General features: G+C 61.3%; 17 protein-coding genes and 1 tRNA gene. 7 read left to right on the top strand and 11 right to left on the bottom strand.

The window, feature by feature from the left end; genetic code table 11:
• Positions 1-27: 27 nt before the first annotated feature.
• Positions 28-1,449 (bottom strand): oxygen-independent coproporphyrinogen III oxidase, encoded by a 1,422-nt coding sequence (gene hemN / locus RE432_RS12315; protein WP_310933701.1) that lies wholly within the window; start codon positions 1,447-1,449, stop codon positions 28-30.
• A 215-nt stretch (positions 1,450-1,664) separates the two neighbouring features.
• On the opposite strand from hemN, the gene RE432_RS12310 reads away from it, so the two are divergent.
• The 7 genes from RE432_RS12310 (at position 1,665) to RE432_RS12280 (ending at position 8,398) form a co-directional block, all read left to right on the top strand.
• A complete protein-coding gene (locus RE432_RS12310; RefSeq protein WP_310933700.1) occupies positions 1,665-4,601 on the top strand; it encodes a monovalent cation/H+ antiporter subunit A in 2,937 nt (978 codons plus the stop codon).
• Positions 4,601-4,945: a Na+/H+ antiporter subunit C gene (locus RE432_RS12305; protein WP_310933699.1), complete on the top strand. Its 345-nt coding sequence runs from the start codon at positions 4,601-4,603 to the stop codon at positions 4,943-4,945. Before RE432_RS12310 ends, RE432_RS12305 begins: the two co-directional genes overlap by 1 nt.
• A complete protein-coding gene (locus RE432_RS12300; RefSeq protein WP_310933698.1) occupies positions 4,942-6,579 on the top strand; it encodes a monovalent cation/H+ antiporter subunit D in 1,638 nt (545 codons plus the stop codon). Before RE432_RS12305 ends, RE432_RS12300 begins: the two co-directional genes overlap by 4 nt.
• Positions 6,576-7,064 (top strand): Na+/H+ antiporter subunit E, encoded by a 489-nt coding sequence (locus tag RE432_RS12295; protein ID WP_310933697.1) that lies wholly within the window; start codon positions 6,576-6,578, stop codon positions 7,062-7,064. The genes RE432_RS12300 and RE432_RS12295 overlap by 4 nt, the downstream gene beginning before the upstream one ends.
• A complete protein-coding gene (locus tag RE432_RS12290) occupies positions 7,061-7,342 on the top strand; it encodes a K+/H+ antiporter subunit F (RefSeq protein WP_310933696.1) in 282 nt (93 codons plus the stop codon). Before RE432_RS12295 ends, RE432_RS12290 begins: the two co-directional genes overlap by 4 nt.
• Positions 7,339-7,734, top strand: coding sequence for a monovalent cation/H(+) antiporter subunit G (gene mnhG / locus RE432_RS12285; protein WP_310933695.1), 396 nt, complete (start codon positions 7,339-7,341; stop codon positions 7,732-7,734). Before RE432_RS12290 ends, mnhG begins: the two co-directional genes overlap by 4 nt.
• 115 nt (positions 7,735-7,849) lie before the next feature.
• Positions 7,850-8,398 (top strand): hypothetical protein, encoded by a 549-nt coding sequence (locus RE432_RS12280; RefSeq protein WP_310933694.1) that lies wholly within the window; start codon positions 7,850-7,852, stop codon positions 8,396-8,398.
• 24 nt (positions 8,399-8,422) lie between these two features.
• On the opposite strand, the gene RE432_RS12275 is transcribed toward RE432_RS12280, so the two are convergent.
• From RE432_RS12275 to rnr, 10 genes are all read right to left on the bottom strand, one after another.
• Positions 8,423-9,517 (bottom strand): ATP-binding protein, encoded by a 1,095-nt coding sequence (locus RE432_RS12275; RefSeq protein WP_310933693.1) that lies wholly within the window; start codon positions 9,515-9,517, stop codon positions 8,423-8,425.
• Positions 9,498-10,172 carry a response regulator transcription factor gene (locus RE432_RS12270; protein ID WP_310933692.1) on the bottom strand — a complete coding sequence of 225 codons (675 nt, stop codon included), beginning with the start codon at positions 10,170-10,172 and terminating at the stop codon, positions 9,498-9,500. Before RE432_RS12270 ends, RE432_RS12275 begins: the two co-directional genes overlap by 20 nt.
• 134 nt (positions 10,173-10,306) lie before the next feature.
• Complete coding sequence (locus RE432_RS12265; protein WP_310933691.1) at positions 10,307-10,807, bottom strand: biopolymer transporter ExbD; 501 nt, start codon at positions 10,805-10,807, stop codon at positions 10,307-10,309.
• Complete coding sequence (locus RE432_RS12260; RefSeq protein WP_310933690.1) at positions 10,808-11,710, bottom strand: MotA/TolQ/ExbB proton channel family protein; 903 nt, start codon at positions 11,708-11,710, stop codon at positions 10,808-10,810.
• Positions 11,711-11,723: 13 nt separating this feature from the next.
• The gene (locus RE432_RS12255) at positions 11,724-12,545 is read right to left on the bottom strand and encodes an energy transducer TonB (protein ID WP_310933689.1); all 822 of its coding nucleotides are present in this window, start codon (positions 12,543-12,545) and stop codon (positions 11,724-11,726) included.
• Positions 12,546-12,771: 226 nt separating this feature from the next.
• Positions 12,772-12,847 (bottom strand) — tRNA-Val (locus RE432_RS12250).
• A gap of 163 nt (positions 12,848-13,010) precedes the next feature.
• Positions 13,011-13,283 (bottom strand): HU family DNA-binding protein, encoded by a 273-nt coding sequence (locus RE432_RS12245; RefSeq protein ID WP_013741687.1) that lies wholly within the window; start codon positions 13,281-13,283, stop codon positions 13,011-13,013.
• A 349-nt stretch (positions 13,284-13,632) separates the two neighbouring features.
• Positions 13,633-14,862: a cystathionine gamma-synthase family protein gene (locus RE432_RS12240; RefSeq protein ID WP_310933688.1), complete on the bottom strand. Its 1,230-nt coding sequence runs from the start codon at positions 14,860-14,862 to the stop codon at positions 13,633-13,635.
• 113 nt (positions 14,863-14,975) lie between these two features.
• The gene (rlmB, locus tag RE432_RS12235; protein WP_310933687.1) at positions 14,976-15,725 is read right to left on the bottom strand and encodes a 23S rRNA (guanosine(2251)-2'-O)-methyltransferase RlmB; all 750 of its coding nucleotides are present in this window, start codon (positions 15,723-15,725) and stop codon (positions 14,976-14,978) included.
• Between the two features lie 182 nt (positions 15,726-15,907).
• Entirely contained in the window at positions 15,908-18,373 is a 2,466-nt protein-coding gene (gene rnr, locus RE432_RS12230; RefSeq protein WP_310933686.1) for a ribonuclease R, read from the bottom strand.
• Positions 18,374-18,476 lie beyond the last annotated feature (103 nt).

Here is an 18,476-nt window from a genome sequence, read left to right as displayed (position 1 = left end):
GGCGTCGCCCCCAGTTTGCCGCCGGTCCTAGATCAGCTTCGAATACGTCGATACCGTCGGCTGCCCCAGATACTTGTCGAACACCATGCCGATGGCACGCACAAACAGCCTCCCTTTGGGCGTAATACAGAGGCCGCTTTCATCTTTTTTCAGTAAGCCGGCCTCTTCGAACTGCGCCAGGCGCTCGAGCTCCGCTTTGAAATAATCGGGGAAGTCAATGCCGTGCGCCTGCCGGATGGCCTGGTAATCGAGCGGCATGCTGCACATCAGGGTCATGATGATCTGGCGGCGCAACACATCGTCGTCCGACAGCTCGAAGCCTCTTTCTATGGGCAGGCGGCCTTCGTCAAGATGCTTGTAGTAGGCATTGACCGACCGGACCGACTGGCTGTACGAACGGCCTATCTTGCCAATGGCCGATACGCCAAAGCCGATCAGGTCGTACTCGGCCCGCGTCGTGTAGCCCTGGAAGTTCCGATGCAGGCTCTTGTCGAGCCGGGCCTGGTTCAGCTCATCGTCCGGCTTGGCGAAGTGGTCCAGCCCAATGTAGACATAGCCGGCCTCGAGCAAGCGCCGCATGGACATCAGGAAGATCTGCAAACGCGCTTCCGCCGACGGCAGGTCTTCAGCCTTGATCAGGCGCTGGGCCTTGAAACGGGAGGGCAAATGCGCATAGTTATACAGGGCGATGCGATCAGGCGACAAGCGTACGACTTCATCGAGCGTGCGGTCGAAACTGGCCAGCGTCTGTTTGGGCAAGCCGTAAATCAGATCGATGTTGACAGACTGGAAGCCCGCCTTGCGACTCGCGTTCAGCGCCGCCTCGACCATGGTCAAGGGCTGAATGCGGTTGACGGCGGCCTGGACGTCGGGATCGAAATCCTGCACGCCGAAGCTGGTGCGATTGAAGCCCAACCCCGCCAGCAGGCCCAGGGTTGCGTCATTCACCGTGCGCGGGTCGATCTCGACCCCCAGCTCGGCGTCGGGCGTAAATTCAACATGCCGCCGGATCATGTCCATGAGCTGCGTGAGTTCGGCGGCGCTCAGAAAAGTAGGCGTGCCGCCGCCCAGATGCAACTGCCCGGTTTTACGGTCGGCGCCCAGGTGCCTGGCCGCGAGCGCCATTTCTTTGTCCAGGTAGCGCAGGTATTCGGCCGAACGGCCATGGTCTTGCGTGATGATTTTGTTACAGGCGCAAAAATAACAAAGCGATTCACAAAACGGCAAATGCACGTAGACGGACAGCAAGGGATTGCTGGCGGCCGCGGCACGCTGCCCCAGGTATCCCAGATAAGCAGCCTCGGTGAAACCGGCATTGAAGCGGTCGGCCGTCGGATACGAGGTATAGCGCGGGCCGGAACTATCGAATCGGCGGATCAGCGTCTCGGAGATTTCGATATCAGGAAAAAAAACCGTATTGTCGTTCACTGAGGGACTTTCGACACCCATGGGCGTTCTCCGATTGAAACTGCTGCAGGCACGGCAAGATGCGCACAAAACGCGAAAAATGCCTGAATATCAACATTCTCCAGGTTTAGCGGAAAATCTTTTTTGACCTAGGTCAAGCAAAAACACAATCCGTGCGCACCGGCTTTCGCAAAGCTGAACGAAACATATCGTATTATTAGGGCTAGATTCATACAAACTCAACGCTCCTGCCCCTGATGTCGCTTGTACTCATTCTTGCCCTGCCTTTTGCAGGCAGCATCGTCGCTGCCCTGCTGCCTTCAAACGCGCGCAAGCTGGAGGCCTGGCTGGCGGGATTTGTCGCCCTCACCTGCAGCGTCCTGGTGTTCAGCCAGTTTCCGGGCATCTTCGACGGCCATATCGTCAAAACAGTCATCCCCTGGATGCCCAGCCTGGGGGTGGATTTCACGCTGCGCATGGACGGGTATTCCTGGCTGTTCGCCATGATCATCACGACGATGGGCGCGCTTATCGTGCTGTACGCGCGCTACTATCTGTCTCCCCAAGACCCGGTGCCGCGCTTTTTCTCGTTCTTCCTGGCCTTCATGGGCTCGATGCTGGGCGTGGTGCTCTCGGGCAACCTGATCCAACTGGTCGTTTTCTGGGAACTCACCAGCCTGTCGTCGTTCATGCTCATTGCCTATTGGCATCACCGGCTGGATGCCCGCCGCGGCGCGCGGATGTCGCTGACGATTACCGGCGCGGGCGGCCTGTGCATGCTGGGCGGCATGCTGATGCTGGGACACGTCGTGGGCAGCTACGACCTGGACGCCGTGCTCGCCTCGGGCGACCTGATCCGCACCCACCCGTGGTATGTCGCCATCCTGGTGCTGATCGCGCTGGGCGCGCTGACCAAGAGCGCCCAGTTTCCTTTCCACGTCTGGCTGCCCAACGCCATGGCGGCCCCCACGCCCGTGTCCGCCTATCTGCATTCAGCCACCATGGTCAAGGCCGGCGTTTTTCTGCTGGCCCGCTTCTGGCCCGTGATGGCGGGCACCGATGAATGGGCCTACATCATCGGCGGCGCGGGGCTGTGCTCGCTGGTGCTGGGCGCCTACGCGGCCACTTTCCAGATGGACATGAAGGGGGTGCTGGCCTATTCCACCATCAGCCATCTGGGCCTGATCACACTGCTGCTGGGCATGAACAGCAAGCTGGCGCTGGTGGCTGCCGTCTTCCACATGATCAACCATGCGACCTTCAAGGCATCGCTTTTCATGGCGGCGGGCATCGTCGACCATGAAACCGGCACGCGCGACCTGAGCCGCTTGTCGGGCCTTTATCGGAGCATGCCGATTACCGCCGCGCTGGCCGTGGTGGCGGCGGCCTCCATGGCCGGCGTACCGCTGCTGAACGGCTTCATTTCCAAGGAAATGTTCTTCGCCGAAACGGTTTTTGCCAGCGGAAACGGCTTCAGCCGCTACGGGTTGCCCATTGCCGCCGTCATCGCCGGCGCCTTCAGCGTGGCCTACTCCCTGCGCTTTGTGATCCAGGTGTTTTTCGGCCCGCCCCCCCGCGATCTGCCGCGCGCGCCGCATGAGCCGCCGCTGCGCATGCTGATACCCAGCGCCATCCTGGTGCTGGCCTGCCTGGTCGTCGGCATATTGCCCAGCTTCACCCTGGGGCCTTTCCTGCATACAGCGACGCTGTCCATCCTGGGGGCAGAAACGCCCGTCTATGACTTGCGCATATGGCACGGCTTCAATCTGCCGCTGGCCATGAGCTTCGTGGCGCTGGCCGGCGGGGTCTTCCTGCTCTGGCTCTTGCGCCACCGGCACCGCGCCCGGCCGGGCAAGGCGCCGCTGATTTATCGTTTCGACGGCCGCCGGACCTTCGAGCTGGTGCTGGAAGGCCTGGATACCCTGGCCGACTTCCTGCTTGCCTGGGCGCGTTCGCCGCGCCTGCAGCCCCAGTTGCTGCTGATCGTCCTGTGTACATTCTTCGTGGCCATGCTGCCGCTGCTGCGGGGCGGCTGGTTCCGGCCTGAAGTCTCGACGCCGGTCGACCCTTTCTTCGCCCTGATGTGGGTGGCCGGCGCGGCGTGCGCCATCGGCGCGGCGCGGCAAGCCAAATACCACCGGGCCGTGTCCCTGCTGCTCTCGGGCGGCGCGGGCCTGGTGACCGCCCTGACCTTCGCCTGGCTATCGGCGCCCGATCTGGCGCTGACCCAACTGGCTGTGGAAGTCGTCACCATCGTATTGATCCTGCTGGGCCTGCGCTGGCTGCCTCCGCGCGTCGAAGGCGATGACGAGCAGCCCGTCCTGCACAATACCATCCACGCCTTCGTGCGGCGTTTCCGCGACCTGATCATCGCCGTCATCAGCGGCGCGGGGCTGTCGGCCATCGCCTACGCCGTACTGACGCGCCCCCATCCTGCCGGCATTTCGTCCTTCTTCGTCGAGCAGTCGCTGCCCCTGGGCGGCGGCGCCAACGTCGTCAACGTGATTCTGGTCGACTTCCGGGGCTTTGACACTTTCGGCGAAATCACGGTGCTGGGGATTGTGGCCCTGACGGTCTATGCGCTGCTGCGGCGCTTCCGTCCGCCACCCGAAAGCATGACCTTGCCCAAGGCCCGCCAGAAACCGCCGACCCAGGGCAAGCTGCTCGACAAATTTGCCGAGCCCGATCCCAAAGCCTTGATTCCCGACGGCGTCATGAAGGTGCCCGCCGTGCTGGTACGCCTGCTGCTGCCCGTGGCGGCCCTGATTTCGCTGTACTTCCTGATACGCGGCCACAATCTGCCGGGCGGCGGCTTCGTGGGCGGGCTGATCATGGCCACTGCCATCATCCTGCAGTACATGGTGGGCGGGGTCATCTGGGTCGAGGCGCGGCCGCGCATACATCCGCAAACCTGGATCGCCCTGGGCCTGCTGTCGGCCGGGACGGCCGCCATGTCGGTATGGTGGGCCGCCAAGCCCTTCCTGGCCGCGGTCAGTTGGGACATCGCCCTGCCTATCGTGGGCCATATACATCTGTCCACCGTATTGTTGTTCGACATCGGGGTATACATGCTGGTCATTGGCGCCACCGTACTGATGCTTGTCGCGCTGGCCCACCAGTCGCTCAGGCTGTATCGCAAACCGGCCGCGGGCGCCTCGGCGCCGGCAGCCCACGTACAAGGAAACACCCCCTGATGGAAATTGTCCTAGCCATTGCCATAGGCGTTCTGGCCGGATCAGGCATATGGTTGCTGCTGCGTCCCCGTACCTTTCAGGTCATTATGGGCCTGACGCTGATTTCGTATGCCGTCAATCTGTTCATTTTCGGAATGGGCCGCGTGACGCTGGACGCGCCGCCCGTCATCAATGCCGACTGGGCCGCCGACGCCGCTCAGTACGCCGACCCCCTGCCGCAGGCCCTGGTGCTGACCGCCATTGTGATCGGCTTCGCCACCACCGCCCTGTTCCTGGTAGTCCTGCTGGCTTCGCGCGGTTTGTCGGATACTGACCACGTTGACGGAAGGGAGCGCCGCCAATGAACGAATGGATGCAGCATCTACCCATTCTTCCTGTTGCTGTGCCGCTCATGGTCGGCGCGCTCATGCTGTTGCTCAACGACTCGCACCGGCGCGCGCGGCTGACGCTAGGGTTTCTTTCCATTGCAGCCCAGGTCTACTTTGCCATCACGCTGTTCTGCCTGTCGGCGGGCTACCTGCCCAGCGATTGGCCCGATGGCGTGGGCGTGTATTTGCTGGGCGACTGGCCGGCGCCCTTCGGCATCGTGGCCGTGGTCGACCGGCTGTCGACCATCATGCTGGTCCTGACGGCGGTCCTGGGTGCCGCCACCTGGGTTTACGCTACCGCCCGGTGGGATCGCGCAGGCGCGCACTTTCACCCCTTGTTCCAGTTCCTGCTCATGGGGCTGAACGGCGCGTTCCTGACCGGCGACCTGTTCAACCTGTTCGTCTTCTTCGAAGTGCTGCTGGCCGCGTCCTACGGCTTGATGCTGCACGGTTCGGGCCGTTCCCGCGTCGCCGCGGGCCTGCATTACATCGTGGTCAATCTGCTTGCATCGTTCCTGCTGCTGATCGCCATGGCCATGATCTACGGCGTGACAGGCACCCTGAACATGGCCGACCTGGCCTTGCGGGCGGGGCAGCTGGCCGGCGCCGAAAGGCGGCTGTTCGAGTCGGGCGCCGCCATCCTGGGCATCGCCTTCCTGATCAAGGCCGCGGCCTGGCCGCTCAACTTCTGGCTGCCGGCCGCCTACGCCAATGCCTGCGCCCCCGTAGCCGGTATTTTTGCCATCATGACCAAAGTGGGCATCTATGCCCTGCTGCGTATCGGATCCCTGCTCTTGCCCACTGGCGCGCCGGCCGCCTTCGGCGGCGAATGGATGTTTCCCGCGGGCATGGCCACGCTGGTGTTCGGCACCATCGGCCTGCTGGCCGCGCCCCAGGCTGAACGCCAGGCAGGCTACTGCGTCATCATGTCGTCCGGAACGCTGTTTGCCGCCCTGGGCATGCCCGGCGTGACCTTGACCGGGCCGGCCTTGTTCTACCTGATCAGTTCGGTATGCGCCCTGGGCGCGCTCTTCATGCTTCTGGAACTGGTCGAGCGCACGCAGTCTTTCGGCGCCGATGTGCTGGCGGTCAGCCTGGAAGCCTTCGACCTGGAGGACCCCGAATCCGCCGACCGCTCCGATGACGTGGTGGGCGTGGCCATACCCGCCGCCATGGCCTTCCTGGGCATGTCCTTCGGTTTCTGCGCCCTGCTGATTATCGGTCTGCCCCCCACCTCGGCCTTTATCGGCAAGTTCGCGCTGCTGTCCGCCGCCTTGCAGACCTCGGCCACCGACACGCCCTCGCTGGCCGCCTGGTCCCTGGTCGTCGGCATGCTGGGCTCGGGCCTGGCCGGCATCATTGCCCTGAGCCGCACCGGCATACGCCTGTTCTGGAGCGCGGAAGAAACCATCACGCCGCGCCTGCGCATCAGTGAAGCCGCCCCCGTAGGCGTGCTGATACTGGCCACCATTGCACTGGCCTTCTGGGCCGGGCCCGTCATGCGCTACATGGAGCAAACCGCCAGCTATCTGGATCGCCCTTCGTCGTATGTCAATGCCGTGCTGACGCAAAGCCCCAATCGGGCCGTTACGCCAGGAGCCGGACAATGAAGCGCTATCTGAACCTGCTGGTCCTGCCCGCCGTGCTCCTGGCCATCTGGCTGCTGCTGAACGACTCGCTGTCACCGGGACAGATTGCCTTGGGCGCCATCCTGGCGGTCCTGCTGTCCTGGGCCGCCTCGGCGCTGCGGCCATTGCGCTCGTCCCCCAAGCACCTTGCGACCGCGCTGCGGCTGATCGTCCACGTTGCCATCGACATCACCAAGTCGAACATCGCCGTGGCGCGCATTGTCTGGCTGGGGCGGCGCGCCCATGCCACGCCAGGATTCATCAAGATCCCCTTGCGGATACGCGATGCGCACGGGCTGGCGGCCCTGGCATGTATCGTGACCTACACACCCGGCACCGTCTGGTCCGACTATTCCGACGACGATGGCCTGCTGACCCTGCACGTCCTGGACCTGAAAGACGAAGAAGCATGGTTTCAAACCATACAGCAGCGATATGAACGCCCCCTGATGGAGATTTTCGAATGAACCACCTTGTCTATTGGTCGGCCACCTTCGCCCTGGGCTGTTTCGTGCTGGGCCTGGCCTTTGCCGCATTGCGCATGCTGCGCGGCCCTGCCGCATCCGACCGCGTGCTGGCCCTGGACACCATGTACATCAATGGCATGCTGATTCTGTTGGTGCTGGGCCTGCAATTCAATTCCAGCCTGTATTTCGACATTGCCCTGCTGATCAGCCTGTTCGGTTTCGTGGGCTCCGTTGCCATGGCCAAGTTCCTGCTGCGCGGCGAGGTCATAGAACCATGATGGAAACCCTGCCTATCTGGATAGCAGTGCCTGTGGCGCTGTTACTCGTCATCAGCGGCATTCTTACGCTGACCGGCTCACTGGGCCTGCTGCGCCTGCCTACCTTTTATTCCCGCATACACGCGCCTACCCTGGGCAACACCCTGGGCGTGTTCTGCGTGCTGGTGGCCTCCATCCTGGTTTCGTCCACGCTGGAGCACCGCGCCGTCGTCCATCAGATCCTGATCACCGTCTTCCTGGTCATTACCTCTCCCGTCACGGCCATGCTGTTGATGCGGGCAGCCATCAAGCGCAAGGCGCGCGAAGAAGAGCGGCTGGCTCAGGAAGGCGCCATCGCGGACCTGCCCGGCGACCCTCCCGGCAAGCAGACGGAAAACGAAGGGCTGACCTAGGCCGGGAAACGCTGAAATACTCCCTTACACTGCAGGATCATCAGGCTTATATACTGTCTTTGAAGTCCTTCTTGTTTACAAGAGGATCCGAACCTTGAATCAAAGGAGTACGTATATGATGCATACTCGATCCACTCAATTGACCCGCCACGCCCTGACCGCCTGCGCATTGGGCGCCTGCCTGATGGCGCCCGCCGCCTACGCCGCAAACAGCGGCAACGCGCAGACCGAGGCCGATATCAACGCCCGCTACCAACTGGATGTAGAACGCTGCAATACCGGGCAGACCAATCAGGACAAGGCCACCTGCCTGCGAGAGGCCGGCGCGGCCCGTGAAGAGGCGCGCCGCAATCGCCTGACCAGCAGCAATCAGGCTTACGACCAGAATCAGACCAAACGCTGCGATGCCTTGCCGGCGGGCGAACGCGATGATTGCCTGTTGCAGATGTCGGGGCAGAATACCGCCACCCAAAACACCACCACACAGGGCAGCATCGGCGGTGGCGGCGTGCTGCGCGAAACAACCATTACCATTCCCGGCCAGCCCACGTCCCCGTCGTCTCCCGGGCTGACACCCGTCACGCCCACGCCCATGACGCCCACGCCGGCCATTCCCGCGCCGCCAGACACCCTGACACCCGCCATGCCAAGCACGGCCCAATAAAAACGGGAAAAAACGGCAAGAGGCCTACTCTTGCCGGGTCAGCCGGGCGCCGATGCGGGGCCCCGGGAACACCACCGTAATACGGGTGCCCGGGAACTCCGGCCGGCTGGCCAGGCTCCACCACGCACCGTGCGCACGGGCAATTTCACGCACAATCGCCAGGCCCAGCCCTGACCCGCCCGCGCCCGCGCGCGGGGAGCGGTAAAACGCCTCGAACACCCGCTCGGAATCTTCCCCATCAATGCCCGGACCATTGTCCTCCACCGCCAAGGAAGGCGGATTGGCCGTCACGCGCAAATTAATGGCTGTCGCGCCCGTGCCGTAGCGCAAGGCGTTGTCGATCAAGTTGCTCAGCAACTCTTCCAGCAGCAAGGCATCCACATCGACCCATACAGGTTCCTCCGGCGCGATCAATATCAGATCAATGTGCCGGGCCCTAGCGGTGGGTATCCATTCCGCACCGCTTGCCCGTACCCACTCGCACAAGTCCATGCGCACAAAACTGTCCTGAGGCCGCGTACTGGAATCGGCCTTGGCCAGCACCAGCAATTGCTGCCCCAGCCTGATCATGCGATCCGTCACCATTTTGATGCGCTCGGCACGCTCGCGCACATCCTCAGGCAGGTTGCGGGTCAGCATCAGCTCGGACTCAAGCTTCAGCCCCGTCAGCGGCGTGCGCAATTGATGGGCCGCGTGCCCGATGAACCGCTTCTGCGCCTGCATGGAGTCATCCAGCCGCAGTAACAGATCATTGAAATGCGTGACCAGTGGCGCTACTTCGGTGGGAAGCCCCGCCATGTCCAGCGGCTGCAGGTCATCCACCGAGCGCTGGCTGATTTCATGCGAAAGCCGATTGATCGACGCCAGCCCGGACCGGACGCCCGAAATCAGCACCCAGGCAAAGATGCTGACCAGCACGATCTGGCTGATGATCATCGTCCAGAAAATATCGCGCAGCAGCCAGGCATCAAAACTGATCTTGCGCGTCATCACCCACGTGGCGCTTAAATCGAGCGCCACCAGCACCAGGACCGCGGGGAAAAGACGAAGAACCAGATGGCGGGCGAGCGAACCCCGCGGAGGGAAGGCCGCCCGGAGCTTATCCAGCACTGTCCACATCGAGGAGGTAGCCGAAGCCGCGCACCGTTTGTATTCCGGCGCCCGTGCCCTCGAGCCGCTTGCGCAGCCGATACACATAGACTTCGACCGCATTTTCGCTGAAATCGGCATCCCAGGCCGACAGGGAATTGACGATCTGGCGCTTGGTGACAACACGGCCGGCGCGGGCCATCAGCATTTCCAGCACCGAGAGCTCCCGGACCGACAGCGACAACCTTTCGCCATTGACTCGGACCTCGCGCCCGACCGAGTCGAACAGCAAGGGACCGGCCTCGATGAAAGGCTGAGCCTGGCCCGCACGGCGCCGGCCAAAAGCACGCACCCGCGCAGCCAGCTCGGCCAGTTCGAACGGTTTGGTGACGTAGTCGTCGGCGCCCGCATCAAGCCCCGCCACACGGTCCTCGACGCCATCACGCGCCGTCAGGATAAGTACGGGAACCTGTTCGCCCGCGGCGCGCAACTTGCGCAGGATGTCCAGGCCGCTTTGGCCGGGCAGATTAAGGTCGAGCAGCAGCAGGTCGTAGCTCTGCCCCGCGACAGCACCCAGCACTTGGTCGCCGTCGGCCAGCCAGTCAACCGCATAACCCTGTTCGACCAGGAATTCCTGCAAGGCATGGCCCAGCGTGGTGTCATCTTCGATTACTAGAACTCGCATGGTGTGATTCTATATCGAAGTGTGCCGCCATGTGGAGGACTAACAGGTTTTAGGCCCGTGCCGTTACAATGCTGACACGCCGCTGAGCAAAGCCGCAGCGGCGTGTCCAACGCTGATCACCAGGCCGTTGCCGTTCAAGGCGTGGCCGGGGCGCCAGCCGCTGTGGCGCCCGATGCAGCCGCTGCTTCCGGCGCCGCGCCCTCTTCAGCATGCGCGTCGGCGCCTGGCTTGGTGATGAAGCCAAGCCGCTTCATCCCTGCCCCCCTGGCGCTGCTCATGACTTGAGCCAGCACTTCGTAGCGAGTGTTCAGGTCGGCGCGGATGCGCAGATCGGGCTGAGGGTCCAGCGCTGCTTCCGCCGCGAACTTTTCCTTAAGCTGGTCAATGCCAATCGCCTGCTCGTTCCAGAACAACTGGCCCTGGGCGTCAACCGCCAGATCGATGATCTTGGGTTCTTGCTCGACCGGCTGCGCGCTGGCTTGCGGTATGTTGATCTTGATGGAATGACTGAGCAAAGGCGCGGTGATGATGAAGATCACCAGCAGAACCAGCATCACGTCAATCAGGGGCACCATGTTGATCTCGGAGACCGTATGGTTTGCTCCATTGCCATTATCGAAGCTGCCGAATGCCATTTATTCACCCTTGGGAGCAGCGGCGAGCGCGACACGGCGCGTTCTGCCCGACGACTCATAGGCCTGCTGCCCGGTTGAAAGGAAAGTAAAAAGGTCATGCGCAAAGGCATCCAGGCGAGCCAGATAAACGCGATTGCCGCGCACGAAACCGTTATAGGCCAGGACTGCGGGGATGGCCACCGCCAGACCCAGACCCGTCATGATCAGGGCCTCGCCCACCGGACCCGCAATGCGATTGACCGTCACGCCGTCCGACAGGCCAATGCCTATCAGTGCATGATATACCCCCCACACCGTCCCGAACAAGCCTACGAAAGGAGCGGTGGAGCCAATCGAAGCCAGCACGGTCAGGCCGTTCTCCAGCCTTGCTGTTTCTTCATCGATCACCTTGCGTATTGTGCGCGTCACAAAAGCCCCCGTCGAGCCTTTTTCCTCGAGCTTCAGGGCGCCGTATTTGGCGTGATGATTGCGCGCATGAATGGCATGGCTGGCCAGATGGGCGAACGGCTCCCCCGCGCCATGCGTGGTGATCTCGTGTTCGACCTGCTCCAGCGAACTGGCCGCCCAGAATTCGCGCAGAAACTTGTTCGAGCGGTGGCGTATGCGCATGTTCAGGAAAGACTTCACGAAGATCAGGTACCAGCTGATCAGCGACATGGCAACCAAAATGCCAAAGAGTGTCTTGCCCACAAGGTCGCTTTCGGAAATGAAATGCAGCATGCCGCCCTGAGCCACGTCGGCGGCCGTCGTCGTGCCCACGCCAGCCGCAGCGGCAGCCGTCGCTGCAGCCGGAGCCGCCGCAGCGGCCATATTGGCCGCCTCGGCCGCACCCGACTGCACGGCGGGCGCAGCCTCGCCCAGTTGTGCAAGCACATGCATTGCGCTGTTTACTAAATCGAACATTATTCGTTACGTCCTATAAAACAAAATCGAAAGGAATGTCAGCCATGGCCTGATATGCAATGCCATTTTCAGTGTAAGGCTTGAAACGAGCGGTGCGCGCCGCCTTGAGCGCGGATTCATCAAGACGGGAATAACCCGACGACGATTGCACCGTCGCATTCACCACTGCGCCTTGCGCGGAAATCAGTACACGCACCACCACCCTGCCCTGCTCGCCGCGGCGCTCGGAAGCGCGCGGATACACCGGCATGGGCCGCTTACCCAGATAATCGACCTTGCCGATCATGCGCGGCCGGTCTGGATCCACCGGCTTGGGCGGCGCCTTGGGTACAGCGGGTGCCGCAGCCTGCCCTGACGGCGCAACGACCTTGGGGGGTGGCGGCGTCGGAGCCGGCTTGACGACGGGCTTGGGTTTAGGTTTGGGCTTCGGTTTTGGCTTGGGCGGTGGCGGCGGCTCGGGCTGGATCGCTTCCGGCTCGGGCTCTTCCACAACGGGTTCGGGTTCGGGCTCAGGTTCAGGCTCGATCTCGGGTTCTGGCTCGGGCTCCGGCATGATGTCAGGTTCGGGAGGCGGATACGGAATTTCCTCGGGCGGAGGAATCTCGGCCTCGACGGGCTCTTCCGGAGTTTCTACGTTCGGCGCCGCATCGACAACCACATCGGCAATTTCCACAAAGCGTACTTCAACCGCTTCGGGCAGCTCTATTTCAGGTTTGGAGGATGGCGTGGACAAGATGGCACCCAGCACCGCCAGGTGCAGGCCCACAGCAACAATCGCCCCAGATACTTTGACAAGCGTGGTGCGAAACTTCGGTTGGACACGAAAACGCGACATGGATCCAGCAATAATAAAGGTTGCACAGCGTCAGTATCGTGCACAAACGGCTGCTTCTCAAAACAAGACCGTTATATTAACAATAATGCGAACTATTCGCAATAAATTATTGACCTGATTTCCTGGCGCTGCGCTCCATACGATGGCAAGGGCGCCTTGCACTCATAGTACGAACGAAAAAAAAACCGCCTAGCCAAAACTAAGCGGTTTTTGTGTTTGCAGTAAGTGGTGGGTGCTGACGGGTTCGAACCGCCGACCTACGCCTTGTAAGGGCGCCGCTCTACCAGCTGAGCTAAGCACCCTTTCTTTGCGAACGCATGGGGTTTAAGCCATGTGTGGCGGTGGGTTTACTTACTACCCACCGTTGCAAATTTCGGGTCACTGCACTTGCTGCAAAACGCGATAAGCAAAGGATTATAAGATATCGCGTTTTGCAATGCAAACCGATAAAGACGCCAACCGAATTTAGTTGACGGCGTCTTTCAAAGCCTTGCCAGGACGGAATTTGGGTACCTTGGCTTTCTTGATTTTGATGGCTTCGCCGGTACGTGGGTTGCGACCTGTACGGGCAGCGCGCTCGGACACAGCAAATGTGCCAAAACCGACCAGCGTAACGGTGCCTTTTTTCTTCAGGGTAGTTTTCACCGCACCAATGAATGCCTCAAGTGCGCGGCCGGCGTCGGCCTTCGACAAATCTGCTTTAGTGGAAATGTGTTCGATAAGCTCGGTTTTGTTCATTAAGGATTACCCCTAAAAATTTATTGTAGCCAAACCCTGCCCTGGGGGCCGTTTGGCGCTTGGTTTAAAAAATACTAAGTACAAATGCTGCTGCGATTCGTACTACTCACAAAAGACACTGCGAGCGCAACCAGCTTGCATTCTTGCAAAAGCACGACTGGATGACTATCGCGTATTAAGCCTTTGAAAAATGGGCGTGTCAAGCAAAAAAGCCCCCAAAACCCGCATCGTTACTGACTTTTTTGTTTTTGCGCAGCAGCATAATGAAATTTCGCAAAGTTTGCTGCAAGGCTGACCACAGCCGATCAAGTTGTGGTAAATGCTTGCCAGAAACAGCGGGAATTCTTCCCTACGCCAGTGCTTGGTTGAAATCGCCGATCAGATCTTGTGCATCTTCAATACCAATGGATACACGCAGAAAGTTGTCGGAGATCCCCATCAAGGCCCGGCGCTCGGGGCCCATTTCGTAATAGATAGTGTGTGCCATCGGCAACACCAGCGTCCGGTTATCACCCAGATGCGTTGCCAGGGCCAGCACCTTGAGACGATTCAGGAAATCGAACACATCAATATCGTCGGCCAGCTCAATACCCATCAAGCCGCCGAAAAGACCGCCGAACAATTGGCGCGCCCGCTCATGCTGAGGGTGATCAGGCATGCCGGGATAATGTACTTTGGCCACTTTGGGATGCTGGGCAAGAGCTTGTGCCAGCGCCAAGGCATTGGCGCAAATCTTGTGCATGCGCAGCGACAGCGTTTCGGCGCCCACGGCGAGCCGATGCGCGGCTTCCGACGACAAGGTGCCGCCCATGTCGCGCAAGCCTTTCTTCTTGATCTGGGTCAGTCCCCACGACGTTGGGCTGCCCTTGCGGTAAGGCTCGGCAATATTCGGATAGTGCGACCAGTCATACAGCCCCGTATCGGTCACGGCGCCGCCCAGCGCATTGCCATGCCCGCCAATATGCTTGGACAAGGAATTGACAATCAGCGTGGCCCCCACCTCTTTGGTTTTGCACAGCAGGGGGCTGACCAGGGTATTGTCGACCACATAGACCAGATTCTTTTCCTTGCACCATTGGCCTATGCCCGCAAGATCGGCGATCTGGGTGCCGGGGTTGGCCAGCGATTCAGTAAAGACCATGCGGGTTTCAGGGCGCCACGCCGCGGCGACGTTACGCTCATCGGTCGCATCGACCATGGTCACGCTCACCCCCAGATCCGCCAGCGTGCCCAGCAGGCTGTTCGTATTGCCGAAAATGTGCTGGCTGCTGATCAGGTGGTCGCCGGCCTTGAGCAAGGTAAAGAAGGTGGCTGCCAGAGCGGCCATGCCGGTCGCGAAACTGACGGTGCCGGCGGCGCCTTCCATCTGGCTGATCTTGGATTCCAGGGCGGCCGTCGTCGGCGTGCCTTGCCGCGCATAGGTGAAGCCCGCCTTGCCTTGAAACACCGCTGCCAGTTCGCGCGAATCGGCAAAAGCATATTCGGATGACGGATGCATCGGCTTATGGATGGCGCCGTGCTCGACCGAAGCGCGCCGGTCGGAATGAACAATCGTAGTGGTAAAGCCGTTTTTAGCCATGATGGATAGAGGTCAACAAGATAGGATGGGGTCGGCGCCGCAGGGGCGCCACTCAATCATACTGCGGCCATGCCCACCCGGAACGACGGCGGCCGCAGCGATAAGCCAATTCGCTAGACGCTTGCGCGCTGGCGCACCGATTCGTACAGGCATACCGCGCTGGCCACGCTGACATTCAGGCTCTCGACCGAGCCCAGCATGGGAATCGTCACCAGCTCGTCGCAGGTTTCGCGCGTCAGCCGCCGCATGCCTTCGCCTTCGGCGCCCATGACCCAGGCCATCGGGCGGCGGGCATCCACCTGATGCAGGCTCCCCGTGGCTTGGTCGTCCGTACCCACCAGCCAGACATCGCGCGCCTTCAATTGCCGCATGGTCCGGGCCAAATTCGTGACCATGATGTAAGGCACGGTTTCGGCGGCGCCGCAGGCCACGCGCTGTACCGTGCTGTTCAAGCCAACGGCCCGGTCACGCGGCGCAATCACCGCATGCACGCCCGCCGCATCGGCGGTCCGCAGGCAGGCCCCCAGGTTATGCGGATCGGTCACGCCATCCAGGATCAGCAACAAGGCGGGCTCAGGCTTATCCTCGAGCAGGTCAAGAACCTCGTCCACATCAACGGCCAGCTCATGCGCCTCGGCCAGGGCCACCACGCCCTGGTGACGCGTGCCGCGCGCCAGACCGTCCAGCCGGTCGACGGGAACGGGACGGACGCGGATATTGGCCGCCTGCGCCTGCTCGATAAACGCCAGCATGCGCTTATCGCGCCGCGACGCCTCGACATAGAGCTCTTTGATGGAGTCCGGCGCATGGCGCAAGCGAGCGATGACCGCATGAAAGCCGGCCAGGACCTGGTGAGACGACATGATTTTCCTTTGAAGTATTCTGGGTGCACCCGAAGCGCGCGGCCCGCATTACAGCCAGCGCTGCAAGACGGGCAAAGCGGCCAGCCCTGATTTTAAACCCGTCCGCCCCGGTGCAGGCACACGGGGCGGGCACTGCGCCTGAAACCTGCCGGGCGCAGCGGGAAAGCCGGCGGGGCCGAAGGCTATCGCCGGCCGCGGCTGGTTTTACTGGCCTTGCTGGCCTTGCTTGTTTTTCCAGGCGCCGCAGCCTGCGCGCCGCGCTTGGCCGCCGCCCTGCGTTGACGCGCGGTCGTGCCCTTGAGCGCGTCCGGCTTGGCCGGCGCCGCGCGCTTAGTGCGCCGCTCGACAGGCGCATCGGGCTCGATGGACGCTTTGAGTTCCTTGAAACCCGTGCCCTTGACCAGACGGAACTCAATGCGGCGGGCTTCCAGATCCACGCGCGACACCTGAACCTGCACCGCGTCGGTCAGGCGATAGCGTATGCCTGTGCGTTCGCCGCGCAATTCATTCATGGCTTCGTTGTACTGGAAGTAATCGGACCCCAGCTCGGAGACATGCACCATGCCTTCCACAAAAAGCGTATCGAGCGTAATGAAAATACCAAACGTGGCAATGCCAGTGACGCGGCCGCTGAAGACTTCACCCACATGCTCTTTGACAAACCAGCACTTCAGCCAGGCCTCGACATCGCGAGAGGCATCATCCGCCCTGCGCTCACGCGCCGACAAAAGCAGGCCGAGCTTCTCCCAAATGGCATGTTCACGCTCGCCCTTGGGCAGCGCCGCTGCCCCGCTGACGTCGTCCAACTGCGGCACATAGCGCTTGCCCCGCAACACGCTCTTGATCACCCGATGCGTCAGCAGATCGGGATAGCGGCGTATGGGTGAAGTGAAATGTGCATAGTGGTCGTAAGACAGGCCAAAATGGCCCACTTGCTCGGGACTGTATATGGCTTGCTGCAAAGAGCGCAAGCACATGGTTTGTATGATTTCAAAATCGGGCCGCGCGCGCGCCGCCTTGATCAGGCGCGCATAGTCGGTCGTTGACGGATCATCGCCGCCATCGAGCGTCAGCCCCAGATTGCGCAAGTAATCGCGCAGGGACTTGAGCTTTTCGGGGGTGGGCCCTTCATGCACGCGATACAGCCCCAAACGCTTGTTGCGCGTCATGAATTCCGCGGCGCAGGTATTGGCCGCCAGCATGCACTCTTCGATCAGCTTGTGGGCATCGTTACGCGTATAGGCTTCTATGCGCTCGATTTTGCCCAGGGGATTGCAGACAATGCGGGTCTCGACCGTATCGAAATCAATCGCGCCGCGCTTGATCCGGGCCTGGGCGAACAGCTGGTATAGCTCGTACAGATTCTGTATATGCGGCAGCACCGGCTGCATGGCTTGCCCCGCGGGTCCGCCCGGCTGCTGCAGCGCCGTCCAGACATCGGTGTACGTCGTGCGGGCGTGCGAATGAATCACCGCCTCGTAGAACTGATAGGCGGTGATGCTGCCGGCCTTCGTGCCGCTGGCGGCAATCACCATATCGCACACCAGCACCAGCCGGTCGACATCGGGGTTCAATGAACAGATGCCATTGGACAGCGACTCGGGCAGCATCGGAATGACCCGGCGCGGAAAGTACACGCTGGTGCCGCGGTCAAGCGCATCGTCATCCAGCGCATCGCCCGGCCGCACATAATGGCTGACATCGGCAATGGCCACCAACAGCCGCCAACCCGGCCGCTTGCGTTTTTCAGTACCCAGTTCCACCGGCATACAAAAAACAGCATCGTCGAAATCGCGGGCGTCCTCGCCATCAATGGTCACGAACGGCACATCGCGCAAGTCGACACGGTCTTTCAGCTCGGCCGCCTTGACCGTCGCCGGAATCTTGGCTGCCTGGTTCAAGGCGGCTTCGGAAAACTCGTGCGGGACATCGAACTTGCGCACGGCGATTTCAATTTCCATGCCCGGATCGTCGATTTCCCCCAGGACTTCGACCACGCGGCCCAAAGGCTGCGTGTGCCGCGTGGGCTGTTGAACGATATCGATCGTAACGACCTGGCCGTGCTCGGCATCGCCTGTGTCGGCCGATGGAATCAGAATATCGTGCTTGATGCGCTGGTCTTCGGGAACCACGATGAACGCACCGCGCTCTTTCAGGAAACGCCCCACCAACTTGTTGGTGCGCCGCTCAACGACTTCAACGATGCTCGCCTCGGGTTTGCCCCGGTATTCGCCATCGGGCTTGGCCAGGACGCGGTCGCCATGAAGCACCTTGAGCATTTCGCGCGGAGACAGAAATAGATCCGGCCCGCCATCATCGCGTAGCAAAAAGCCAAAGCCATCGCGATGGCCCTGCACTTTTCCGGCAATGAAATCCAGCTTGTTATTCAGCAGCAACTGCCCCTGGGCATTGTAAAAGGCCTGGCCATCGCGTTCCATGGCTTTCAGGCGGCGATCGAATCCGACGGAGAGCGGCACCGGCGCGCCCAAAGCCTGCGCCAGCGCCTGGGGAGTGATGGGCCCTGGATTGCCGCGCAAATACTGCAAGATGACTTCGCGGCTGGGTACGTCCGGGTCAAAGTCCGGCGGCAGCTCGTGTCCAGCGCCCTTTTCGTTGTTATTGGTGTCTTTTTTAGATCTCTTGATCAAAGGTGATTTCCATTTATTTAAAATATGGGTTATACTTTGCGCCTCTTAAAGATGTAGCGCGAAACGCAAGCAGTAGTACCCAAAGCGTTAGCATACACTTTAT

Origin of the sequence: Pusillimonas sp. SM2304 (genome assembly GCF_031628915.1) — a bacterium.
Taxonomy (GTDB): Bacteria; Pseudomonadota; Gammaproteobacteria; order Burkholderiales; family Burkholderiaceae_B; genus Pusillimonas_C.
This window is presented reverse-complemented; position numbering and strand designations above follow the sequence as displayed.

Bases quoted from the DNA above. Each gene is read 5' to 3' on its own strand.
- hemN (WP_310933701.1), bottom strand. From the start codon at position 1,449: ATGGGTGTCGAAAGTCCCTCAGTGAACGACAATACGGTTTTTTTTCCT.
- RE432_RS12310 (WP_310933700.1), top strand. From the start codon at position 1,665: ATGTCGCTTGTACTCATTCTTGCCCTGCCTTTTGCAGGCAGCATCGTC.
- RE432_RS12305 (WP_310933699.1), top strand. From the start codon at position 4,601: ATGGAAATTGTCCTAGCCATTGCCATAGGCGTTCTGGCCGGATCAGGC.
- RE432_RS12300 (WP_310933698.1), top strand. From the start codon at position 4,942: ATGAACGAATGGATGCAGCATCTACCCATTCTTCCTGTTGCTGTGCCG.
- RE432_RS12295 (WP_310933697.1), top strand. From the start codon at position 6,576: ATGAAGCGCTATCTGAACCTGCTGGTCCTGCCCGCCGTGCTCCTGGCC.
- RE432_RS12290 (WP_310933696.1), top strand. From the start codon at position 7,061: ATGAACCACCTTGTCTATTGGTCGGCCACCTTCGCCCTGGGCTGTTTC.
- mnhG (WP_310933695.1), top strand. From the start codon at position 7,339: ATGATGGAAACCCTGCCTATCTGGATAGCAGTGCCTGTGGCGCTGTTA.
- RE432_RS12280 (WP_310933694.1), top strand. From the start codon at position 7,850: ATGATGCATACTCGATCCACTCAATTGACCCGCCACGCCCTGACCGCC.
- RE432_RS12275 (WP_310933693.1), bottom strand. From the start codon at position 9,517: ATGTGGACAGTGCTGGATAAGCTCCGGGCGGCCTTCCCTCCGCGGGGT.
- RE432_RS12270 (WP_310933692.1), bottom strand. From the start codon at position 10,172: ATGCGAGTTCTAGTAATCGAAGATGACACCACGCTGGGCCATGCCTTG.
- RE432_RS12265 (WP_310933691.1), bottom strand. From the start codon at position 10,807: ATGGCATTCGGCAGCTTCGATAATGGCAATGGAGCAAACCATACGGTC.
- RE432_RS12260 (WP_310933690.1), bottom strand. From the start codon at position 11,710: ATGTTCGATTTAGTAAACAGCGCAATGCATGTGCTTGCACAACTGGGC.
- RE432_RS12255 (WP_310933689.1), bottom strand. From the start codon at position 12,545: ATGTCGCGTTTTCGTGTCCAACCGAAGTTTCGCACCACGCTTGTCAAA.
- RE432_RS12245 (WP_013741687.1), bottom strand. From the start codon at position 13,283: ATGAACAAAACCGAGCTTATCGAACACATTTCCACTAAAGCAGATTTG.
- RE432_RS12240 (WP_310933688.1), bottom strand. From the start codon at position 14,862: ATGGCTAAAAACGGCTTTACCACTACGATTGTTCATTCCGACCGGCGC.
- rlmB (WP_310933687.1), bottom strand. From the start codon at position 15,725: ATGTCGTCTCACCAGGTCCTGGCCGGCTTTCATGCGGTCATCGCTCGC.